The organism is Helicobacter mehlei (genome assembly GCF_003660265.1).
Lineage (GTDB): Bacteria > Campylobacterota > Campylobacteria > Campylobacterales > Helicobacteraceae > Helicobacter > Helicobacter mehlei.
Window position 1 is genome coordinate 1 of record NZ_QXQP01000032.1, and the last position, 10481, is coordinate 10481.

A 10481-nucleotide genomic window follows, 5' to 3' on the forward strand; every position below is an offset into this window, starting at 1 on the left:
CACCCTTTTATCTTTGGTTAAAGGCTTGCTATGGGACAAAAAGAGTTGTTGCAAGAATTTGTAGAGATCGAGCACGCGGACACAGGGAAGAAAAATCGGACTTGTCATCAGAACAAAAACCCAAACCCATCCAAAGCGGGTAGGAAAACCCCCCTTCTCCACTACTCTACCGGCTACGCCCCACCTTCACCATGCGGTTTCTTAGCTGGGCTAAACTCTCTTGCAGGGGGATTTCTTTAGGGCAGGTGTCATGGCAACCAATCAAACTCATGCACCCAAAAATCCCATCGTCATCGCCCACTAATTCGTAAAAATCCTCATCGGTGCGCTCGTCATGCGAATCGATGAGAAAGCGCATCGCGCGGTTTAGCCCAGCAGCCCCGATGAAATTTTCACGCATGAGTTTTGTCCCGCACGCAGCGATGCAACACCCACATTCAATACAGCGATCCAACTCAAACACCGCTTGGGCTTCATCGGGGTCTATGCGCTCTTCAGGTTGGGTAATGTCCACCTCTTTGCGGTGGTGCGCCCAGCTTTCCACGCGCTTGGTCATGCTAAAAAACCACTCTCCGGTATTCACGCTCAAATCCTTAATCAAGGGGAAGGAGGGCATGGGCATGAGCGTGATCACCCCCTCGCTGTAGCTAGAAGTGAGAGTCTTGCACGCCAAGCGCGGGCGGCCATTGACCATCATCGCACAGCTCCCACAAATCCCCGCCCGGCACACAAAATCAAAACTCAAATCCGGATCCAAGGTCTCGCGAATAATGCCCAAAGCGATAAAAAGCGTCATGGAGGGGATTTCTTCGAGTTGATACTCCTTAAAATGGGGTTTAGACACCGCGCTTTGGGGGTCAAACTTTAGGGCTTTGATGGTGATGGTGCGACTCATGAGTTTTCTCCTAGTCTGATGTTGCGGGCTTTGTACTGGGGTTGTAAATCAAAGGGCATGAGGGCTTCTTGCAGGGCGTAGCGATCCCCCCCGCGCGCTTTGATCTCTTCGGTGATTTTGGCGATTTGGGCATCTCTTTCCTCTTTAAGGGGGTGGGGGATGAAATTGCCCTTAGCCCCATAACCCCTAAAGTCCGGGCTAAGTTCCATAGTCATGATGTCCAAGTCCTCATAGCTCAAGGTGGGCAAAGTTTGAGCAGGGTCCTCCCATGAGGCTAGAGTGCGCTTCAACCAATTAGCGTCATCTCTTTTAGGATAATCCATGCGGGTGTGCGCCCCGCGACTCTCCGTGCGATCCAGTGCGCCCTTAGAGATACACAACGCCAGCTTGAGCATTTTTTGGGTGCGGTACGCGTCTTCTAATTCGGGGTTGTTATGGGTTTTCTTGTTTTTGACATGGATATGCAAGGCGCGTTTGTAGAGCTCTTCTAATTCATGTACAGCCTCTTCTAAGATCGCGCCCTCTCTAAAGACTCCGACTTTTTCATCCATAATCTCGCGCATGCGCTCCCTAATTTGATAAACATCTTCCTTGCCTTCATTGTGCAAAAGCCCTTGCAAGTGATCTTGGGTGTGTTGGATGAAATTCTGGGCGATTTGGGTATTAATGTCTATGCTGGCTTGTGCGCAGTGCTGGGCGAAATAATCCCCAATGATCATCCCAGCGACCACCGCCTCGCTCACCGAATTTCCCCCCAAGCGGTTAAACCCATGCAAATCCCAACACGCCGCCTCACCCGCACAAAAGAGTCCCTTTAGATGGCTCTCGCCCTTGTAATTGGTGCGCAAGCCCCCCATAGAATAGTGTTGCATGGGCTTAATGGGCACCCAGCCCTTTTGTTTGGGCGCGCCTGGGCCAAATTGTTCTTCATCTGTGGGCATGTCTTTCATGTTGTCTTGAGTTTCCACGCTGTCATCTGCCGCGTCAATGCCCGCAAAGGTTTTAGCGATGTCATGGACATCTCGTAGGTTTTTCTCCACATGTTCGCGGCCTAAAATGGCGATGTCCAACCACACATGGTCGCCATAGGGGGAGGGCGCGCCATAGCCCTTTTTAATGTGCTCCAAAATGCGCCGACTCACCACATCACGGCTAGCTAGCTCTTTTTTCTCAGGCTCATAGGCGGGCATGAATCTGCGCCCAAACTTATCGCGCAAAATCCCCCCATCGCCTCTGCACCCCTCTGTCATCAAAATCCCACTAGGCACTAGCGCGGTGGGGTGAAACTGCACGGCTTCCATGTTGCCTAGCTTGGCCACTCCGGTTTCTAGCGCGCAAGCAATCCCCACCCCATCGCAAATCACCGCGTTGGTGGTGTGCTTATAGACTCGCCCATAACCCCCGGTGGCTAGTAGCGTGCCCTTAGAGACATAGGCGCTCAAGCTCCCGGTGATGAGATCGCGCACCACCGCCCCATAACACACACCCTCATGGTGGATCAAAGTTAAAACCTCTTTGCGATCTTGAATATCCACATTGTAGCGCAACGCTTCGTTAGCCACCGCATAGAGCATGGTATGCCCGGTGGCATCGGCGGTAAAGCAGGTGCGCCACTTTTTAGTCCCCCCCAAGTCGCGACTTTGGATATAGCCGTGGCGATCTTCTCTTTCGGTGATAGTAACATGCTCGCCATTGATGACGGCCTTGCGATCGCCCTTTTTAATGCGCGTCCAGGGCACCCCCCAGCTAGCCAACTCCCTAATGGCTTTGGGCGCGGTGGTTACAAACATGCGCGCCACTTGTTGGTCGCAACCCCAGTCGCTCCCCTTCACCGTGTCTAAAAAATGCAGATCCTCATTATCCCCCTCGCTCATTTTGGCATTGCCCAAACTCGCCTGCATGCCCCCTTGGGCAGCTGCTGAGTGGGAACGCCTTACAGGCACTAAAGAGAGCACGATGGTGTGCAACCCCCTTTGTTTGCACGCAATGCTCGCGCGCAAACCCGCCAAGCCCCCGCCCACCACTAACGCATCGCAATAGATAATGTTCATTCTTTTCCTTCCTTGTGCAATTCTTCATCTAGTTGGATCGCCTGCTGTATGCTCATGATCCCCTCATGTTTTTGGGTGAGCCCCTTTTTGACATAAGCCCCATAAGTGAGCAAACCTAGCACGATGAAAAACGCGCTCATGCCCCATTTGGCTTTGCGCAAGCCCTCAATGCCCAAATTCTTAAACCAACCCCATTTGATGGCTAGGCGATAGAGCCCAATAGAGCCATGCAACTCCACAGCAAAGAGCAAGAAGATATAGAGCAACCAAAAATGTTGGCTCACAAAGCGATAAGAAGAGGCATGCGGTCCGATACTATGGGGCGCGGTGAGCATCACAAAGAGATGCACGCTAGCCAAGAAGAACATCGCAAAGCCCGTACCCACTTGGATAAACCATAGCGTGGTGTCGCCATGTTGCATCAAATGCTTGTGCGTCTTGAAGATTTTGTATTGGCGGTAGTTGATGGGGAATTTGCGCAACGCCAAAAAGGCATGCGCGACTAAGATCACAATCACCCCGGCCGCTACCGCGCTCACAATAGCCGGCTCGCCTGCCTTGATGAACAAACTCCCCTCAAAAAACTTTGTTACCGCGTACATCGCGCGATCGCTAATTAAAATACTGCTCACAAAGAACATATGCGCGATCATAAACAACGCCAAGACAAGCCCGGTCGCGCTCTGCCAAAAATCCAATTTCGCATACGCCCCGCTTTTCTTGCGCTCTGTAGTAACCCCGTAGTAACCCTCTATGATCTCCTCTTGCTGCATGCGCTCTCCTCAAATTTTCACAAAATGATAGCAAAATTACGGTATTTTTCAGTTATCTTTGCCATCTTTTGCTAAGATAGCAGAAACTAGATTGTGGATTTTTGCTAGGAGAGTATTTTGAAGTATGTTTTGGCTAATTTTAAATCTTATGCGATCGATTTGTTGCCCTATTTGGAACGCCTAGATAGTAGCCTAGATGCCAAGCTAGCTCCTTATGTAGTGCTCCTCCCCCCCATTTTAGAATTAGGGCAAGTCCAGCATGCGTATGCGCATTTTTCTTTGGGGGCACAAAATGCCTACCCCGCATTAGAGGGGGCCTTTAGCGGTGAGGTTACCCTGCAAGCCTTGCAAAAGAGACAAATTAAAAGCGTGTTGATCGGGCATAGCGAAAGGCGTTTGCTAGAGAGCGATTCTTTTTGTACAGAAAAATTCCACTTTTTTAAATCCCATCATTTCCAAATTATCTTTTGCATTGGCGAGTCTTTGGAGCTAAGAGAACAAGGAGAGAAAGCACTTGTTGCGCACTTGTTAAAACAGCTTGAGGGGATCGACCTAGACTACCCAAAACTTATCGTGGCTTACGAGCCTATTTGGGCAATTGGTACGGGCGTGAGTGCACAGAGTAGCGATATTGCTAACACTTTATGTGCCCTTAAAGCAGGTTTGCGCCAAGCGGGGCGCACTATTCCTTTGATGGTCTATGGCGGGAGTGTGCAGACAAGTAATGCCACAGAGATTTTGGACTTGGCAGAGGTGGATGGTGTGCTTGTAGGCAAGGCGTGTTTAGATTTGGACTCCTTGTTAGAGATCATTAGAATTAGTGCTTGTAAGGAGTTAGCATGACCTTAGATACATTGTTGCAAACTTATAAATTAGAGGTTACCAAACCCCAAAATTTTAAGGATTTTGAGGTGGCTGGGATTGCTCCCCTAGAAGTAGCCACTCCCAACCACTTAAGTTATGTGGATCAAAAATCCTATTTGAAAAAACTCAAAGACACCAAAGCCGGGGCGATCTTCATCCGTGCTGAGTTTGTGAGCAAAGTGCCCGCAAGTAGCCTAGCTCTTATTAGTCCAAACCCCCACCTAGCCTTTGCGCAGGTTTCAGAGGCTTTCAAGCGTGCGATGTTTGCCCGCCCCATTGAGCCCCACCCTCCCAAATTGGCTGAGGGCGTGGTTTTAATGCCCGGGGTGGTCTTGGGAGAAAATGTAGAAGTGGGCGAGGGGAGCGTGCTGATGGCTAATGTGGTGGTGGGCGATGGGGTAAAGATCGGGGCGCATTGTCAAATTTACCCCAATGTTACCATTTATCAGAATACCTTAATTGGCAACCATGTTTATATCCATGCTAATAGCGTAATTGGGAGCGATGGTTTTGGTTACGCCCACACAGCCCAAGGCGAGCATGTCAAGATCGAACACACCGGCATTGTGCAAATTGATGATGATGTAGAAATCGGGGCGAACACCACCATCGATCGCGCTGTTTTTGGGATCACCCACATTAAAAAGGGAGTCAAAATTGATAACTTGGTGCAAGTGGGGCATAATTGCGTGCTAGGCGAGCATTCCATCATCGTTTCTCAAGTGGGGCTTTCAGGCTCCACCACGATGGGGCGCAATGTGGTTTTAGGCGGGCAGGTGGGCACGGGGGGGCATATGCACATTGGGGAATTTACCCAAATTGGGGGCAAGGGGGCGGTGGGCAAGGATTTACCCCCCCATACCAATTACGCCGGGGCGATCCCGGCAATGGAGATTCATGAATGGCATCACTTTTTAGCCACATTGCGCCGCTTTGCCAAAAAGCAAAAACCTAGCCTGATTGACAAGGCTAAGGGCTTGTGGAAACGCTAATGGCAGAACTCACACGCACCCAAAAAATCAAATCCATTATTGCAGCTAGTAGTGGGAATTTAGTGGAATGGTTTGATTTTTACATTTATGCCTTTAGTGCTACTTACTTTGCCCATGCTTTTTCAGAGTCTAGCAATCCTGTTACCCAGCAAATCCAAGCTTTTGGGATTTTTGCGGTAGGTTTTTTTGTGCGTCCTTTGGGCTCTTGGCTTTTTGGCTCTTTAGCCGATAAAGTTGGGCGCAAAAAATCCATGGTGATCTCGGTTTTGATGATGGCGGCCGGCTCTTTTATGATCGCAGCACTGCCGAGTAAAGATGTGGTGGGCGACTGGGCGATTTTATTGTTGCTCTTGGCACGCCTCATCCAAGGTTTGAGCGTGGGCGGGGAATATGGCATTGTGGCGACCTATTTAGCCGAATTGGCCACCCCGGGCAAACGCGGGTTTTACTCCTCCTTTCAATATGTAACCCTCATTGGGGGACAATTCTTAGCAGTAGCTAGCATCGCTATTTTACTTTTATTTTTCAGTGTTGAGCAGATGAGTGCCTATGCGTGGCGGTTTTTATTTGCACTGGGTGGGGTATTGGCACTCGGATCGCTCTTTATGCGCCGGGTTATGGATGAGAGTTCCAGCAAACTAGAAGAACACACCGATCGGGGCACGATTAAGGCGTTAATTCCCCATTGGCGTGCTTTTATTATTGTCATGGTGATCACAGCCGGGGGCTCGCTAGCCTTTTATACCATCACCACTTACGCCAAAACCTTCGTTGAAAATGCCGGCATGGCCAAAACCGCCGTGAATGATATTTTTTTAATAGCATTGGCAATTTTGATGTTAATTCAGCCCCTCTTTGGCTATATTGGAGATAAAATCGGGCACAAACATGCCGTAACGCTCTTTTCGGTTTTAGCCTTTGTGGGGATTTACCCGCTCTTTAATCTGTTAAGACACCACGCCCACCAGCCCGGAGCGATCTTTATGGGCGTGGTGAGCTTGTTTGTGATTTTGAGTTTTTATACCTCTGTGGCGGGTATTTTCAAGGCCAAGCTTTTCCCCGAACATGTGCGCGCGCTGGGCACGGGTTTTAGTTTTGCGATTGGGAATGCCATTTTTGGCGGGACAGCCCCCTATGTCGCTTTGAAATTTAAAAGTGTCCAGATGGAAAATGGTTTTTTTGTCTATGTGGCTGTGATCATGGCCGCCATGTTTGTGGCTTCTTTATGCTTGCCTAAAAAGACAGATCTCGATTAGCTTGGAGTTTGAACGCGGGTGCTAGCGTTTCGCGTTGTTGGGCTTCTTTGCGCCCTGTTGTTTTCAGGCTGTCTTTCTACCATTGTCAAAAAGAATAGCACCTACCCCACCTATTCCTTAGAACTCTATAACCCCCTACAAACCCCTATTGCCCAGCCTTACATGGCAATCTTGGAACGCGATCGCTCTAAAAGTTTGGGGTTTTTGTTGCTCGATGGCAAGAGCGCGCTTTTACAGCGCATCGCCCTAATCCGCATGGCGACCCATAATATTGACATCCAAACCTATATCTACAAAAACGACATTTCTTCACGGGTGATGATGTTTGAGCTTTATAAGGCGGCTAATCGTGGCGTGAAAGTGCGGCTATTGATTGATGATAACGGATTAGACTCGGATATGTCCGATATTATCATGCTCAACACCCACCCCAATATTGATGTCAAAATCTTTAACCCCTATCGGTTACGCCATAGGGGTTTGCGTTATTTGGAGATGATTATCAGCTACGATCGCATTAAAAAACGCATGCACAATAAATTATTTATCGTGGATAATGTGGCGTTGGTGATTGGGGGGCGCAATATCGCCGATGTCTATTTTGACAATGATTTAGAAGAGAACTTTTTAGACATAGATGCGCTATTTTTGGGCGAAGTGGGTTTAGAAGCCAAAAAGAGCTTTTTAGAGTATTGGAACTACAAAAGTGCGATCCCAGCCAATTTATTGCCCAGCCACCATAAACTGAAAAAATATGCTAAAACCTATGCTAGCACCCTTTCTAAAATCCTGCACCCACCCGATCAACAAAATTACAACCAAGAGGTGCAAGACTTCATCCAAGATTTTATACACAAGAAAAACACCGGCTACTATGGTAGTGCCTCTTTTATTGCCGATAACCCTTCTAAGATCAACGCTCCATCCCCCTATTCTCCTATCAAGCAAGCCCTCAGCAATATTTTAGCCCACACGACTAACTCACTTTACATTGCCTCCTCATATCTCATCCCCGGGCATGCACTGCTCAAAACCTTTAAAAAAAAGCTCAAAGAGGGCTTAGAGATCAACATTTTAACTAACTCGTTATCCTCCACTGATGCGATTGTGGTTTATGGTGCGTGGGAACGTTATGCCAAAAAATTAGTCAAAGCCGGAGCGAATGTTTATGAAACCAAAAACGACTTTTTTAAGTATGTCAAATACACCTCCAAGGGCATTAAATATAAAATTAAAGGTCGTTTGAAAAACTCTTTACACAGCAAGATTCTCATTTTTGATGGGCGTAAAACTTGGATTGGTAGTTTCAACTTAGATGCGCGATCGGCGCAAATCAACACCGAATCGGTAGTGATCTTTGATAATAGCACCTTTGCTACGCACCTACAAAACTTGATGCAAGAACAAATGCAAGAAAGCTGGCACTTAGTGCTAGAAAAGTGTAAATTACGCCAGCATTTAGTATGGGAGGGTGTGGAGGGTGGGCAGGTGATCTGGCACACCAAACCCCCCAACACTTCCCCCTTTTTACGCTTCATTAAAAATTGGTCTAAGATTTTGCCCGAGAGCGAGCTATAAGCCCAAGCCCAGCTACGCTATAATACCCTTTTTACAAGGAGTTCCCATGTCCCATAAATATAAAGACAGAGTTAAGAATCTCATCGCCGAGTTGGAAAAAGATTTGTTCGAGCGTGAGGAATGCGTGCGCTTGGTGTTGTTAGCGATGTTTGCGGGCAAAGCGATCTTTTTATACGGACCGCCCGGCACCGCAAAATCCATGATCGCCAGAAAAGTCAGCCTTGCCTTTGGCACACCTGAAGATATTTTTGGTCCCCTTGACATCGGGCAACTCAAACAAATATAAGTTGATACGCAAGACTGAAGTCTACCTCCCTACAAACTCTTAAGGCTCAATCCCCATTAACACCAAAGGCACGGCTGGGGTGTTGCGCCCTTGTCTGTAGAGATTATACACCTCACTTTCATAATAGGCGATCCCGCTTGACATTTGCGCGCACATCGCTTTAGTGGGGACGATCTCAATGCCCACATCAATAGCATTAGCGACAAAAAAGGCCATGTGTTTTACAAAGAGATCGTAGAAGGCATATTTGCCAAACTGCAGTTCTATAGCGATGCGCTCTTTTAAAAAGTCGGTTTGGTTATAGGAAAAGTAGGCGATCTCTCCTTGTGCCTCTATGGCTTGCTTTTGCATTTCAGGGTTTAAATACATGGTTTCAAAGGCTAGAGATTGGTGGGGTGTGAGATAATAACTTTGCCTATTTTCTAGCCAACCCAAAGCATTTAAAGAAACCTCAAAAGCCTTGTTGATCTCTGCTGGAGAAAATAAGCGATTGCCTTGTCTGCCTCTTTCTTGCGAGATTTTTGTTTGGCACACATAGGCATTGGTGTTAAGAATAACACTCTGTATCTCTTGCCACAAATCCAAGTGATGGACTTGTAAAAACTCTAGTCCATTGAGATGGGAGTGCCAATACGCGATTTTCAATACACCCCCAATCCGCGCCACTCCTCTGGCACGCGCGCCACGCCATCGTTCTTGGGAGTGTAAATTTCTTGACCCATTTTGCGCCATTTGAGCGTGCCTTTAAAGAAATCTAGCACCCGCTCTTGAGCGATTTGGCAATACAGCTCTTCTTTTTCCACACAGAGGGCTTTTCTGCCATTTTTAAGCGCGCTGATTAGCGTTGTCCCCACCCCACCAAAGGGATCTAAAATGCGCTCCCCGGGATTGCTCAAAGCTAAAATGAGGCGATCAACTAATTCTATGGGGAATTGGCAAGGGTGGGCGGTTTTTTCTACATGGTTGCTCTTGACATTGACAATGTCCCAAATCTGGCGCTCCCAATCTGTAGCCACAATCTCCCACACATCTGCCGGGTTCTTGCCCTTGGGGTTGCCTGAGAGCTGCCCTTTTTTAGCTCCCTTAAAGTGGCGTTTTCCCGGGTATTTGGCCGGCACGCGCACGCTGTCCAAGTTAAAAGTATAAGTATCGCTCTTGCTAAACCAGAGTATGGTTTCATAACGCCCGCTAAATCTAAGCTTGGAGTGCAAGCCATGCCCAAACTTCCAAATAATGCGGTTTCTCAGCCTAAAGCCCAAATCCTTAAAGAGGGGGTAAAAGTAAATGTCTAGGGGATAGACTTCTTTATCTTTGATGAAATTACCCACCTGCCATGCAACACTCCCACTCTCTTTAAGCACCCTTTTAGCCCCTTTAACACAGGTTCAAACGCGCTTAAATAGTCATCTAAACTCTTGGTCTTTTCATAGTCCTTGCCCACATTATAAGGGGGGGAGGTGATGATGCAATCAAAGCTAGAATCTTCTATTTGTGCCAAAATATCCAAAATAGAGCCGTTGAGAATCATTGTATTAACCCTTTATAGGTAGCACAACTTCCATGTGTGCTTATATTTAAATTCGCTTAACTCGCACCCATGTCCACAACACCAACGCAAAGAGAGCAGAATGTCTAACAAAAAGGGTGTTTTAGTCTAAAAGGCTTTAGAGTGCAATAGAACCTTAATTAACTTCAACTTAGATGCCCTAGAGAAATATTATAAGGACAATGGGCTAGATTCTGAGCAGATCACCCGCGCGCTTTATCACGATCTAAGCACGATGAG

9 protein-coding genes and 1 pseudogene are annotated in these 10481 nt (G+C 47.7%); 5 read left to right on the top strand and 5 right to left on the bottom strand.

The window, feature by feature from the left end; genetic code table 11:
- Positions 1-166: 166 nt before the first annotated feature.
- Genes EAO36_RS07680 through EAO36_RS07690 form a run of 3 tightly spaced genes read right to left on the bottom strand, consistent with a single transcriptional unit; the run spans position 167 to position 3719 of the window.
- The gene (locus EAO36_RS07680) at positions 167-895 is read right to left on the bottom strand and encodes a fumarate reductase iron-sulfur subunit (RefSeq protein ID WP_120948729.1); all 729 of its coding nucleotides are present in this window, start codon (positions 893-895) and stop codon (positions 167-169) included.
- On the bottom strand, positions 892-2946 hold the full coding sequence (locus tag EAO36_RS07685; protein WP_120955954.1) for a fumarate reductase flavoprotein subunit: 2055 nt from the start codon (positions 2944-2946) through the stop codon (positions 892-894). The genes EAO36_RS07680 and EAO36_RS07685 overlap by 4 nt, the downstream gene beginning before the upstream one ends.
- Complete coding sequence (locus tag EAO36_RS07690) at positions 2943-3719, bottom strand: fumarate reductase cytochrome b subunit (protein WP_120948727.1); 777 nt, start codon at positions 3717-3719, stop codon at positions 2943-2945. Before EAO36_RS07690 ends, EAO36_RS07685 begins: the two co-directional genes overlap by 4 nt.
- 114 nt (positions 3720-3833) lie before the next feature.
- Here EAO36_RS07690 and EAO36_RS07695 point away from each other — a divergent pair, with 114 nt between their 5' ends.
- From EAO36_RS07695 to EAO36_RS07715, 5 genes are read left to right on the top strand one after another with little or no spacing between them, the layout of a single operon-like run.
- Positions 3834-4562 (top strand): triose-phosphate isomerase, encoded by a 729-nt coding sequence (locus EAO36_RS07695; RefSeq protein ID WP_185963030.1) that lies wholly within the window; start codon positions 3834-3836, stop codon positions 4560-4562.
- Positions 4559-5575, top strand: coding sequence for a UDP-3-O-(3-hydroxymyristoyl)glucosamine N-acyltransferase (lpxD, locus tag EAO36_RS07700; protein WP_120948725.1), 1017 nt, complete (start codon positions 4559-4561; stop codon positions 5573-5575). The genes EAO36_RS07695 and lpxD overlap by 4 nt, the downstream gene beginning before the upstream one ends.
- The gene (locus EAO36_RS07705) at positions 5575-6831 is read left to right on the top strand and encodes an MFS transporter (protein ID WP_185963029.1); all 1257 of its coding nucleotides are present in this window, start codon (positions 5575-5577) and stop codon (positions 6829-6831) included. Before lpxD ends, EAO36_RS07705 begins: the two co-directional genes overlap by 1 nt.
- An 18-nt stretch (positions 6832-6849) precedes the next feature.
- Entirely contained in the window at positions 6850-8409 is a 1560-nt protein-coding gene (locus tag EAO36_RS07710) for a phospholipase D family protein (protein WP_120955955.1), read from the top strand.
- A 46-nt stretch (positions 8410-8455) separates the two neighbouring features.
- Entirely contained in the window at positions 8456-8695 is a 240-nt protein-coding gene (locus EAO36_RS07715; RefSeq protein WP_120948723.1) for a regulator protein, read from the top strand.
- A gap of 39 nt (positions 8696-8734) precedes the next feature.
- On the opposite strand, the gene EAO36_RS07720 is transcribed toward EAO36_RS07715, so the two are convergent.
- Positions 8735-9340 carry a BglII/BstYI family type II restriction endonuclease gene (locus EAO36_RS07720; protein WP_120955956.1) on the bottom strand — a complete coding sequence of 202 codons (606 nt, stop codon included), beginning with the start codon at positions 9338-9340 and terminating at the stop codon, positions 8735-8737.
- Positions 9337-10136, bottom strand: a pseudogene (locus tag EAO36_RS07725) (DNA-methyltransferase). Before EAO36_RS07725 ends, EAO36_RS07720 begins: the two are co-directional and overlap by 4 nt.
- Positions 10137-10481 lie beyond the last annotated feature (345 nt).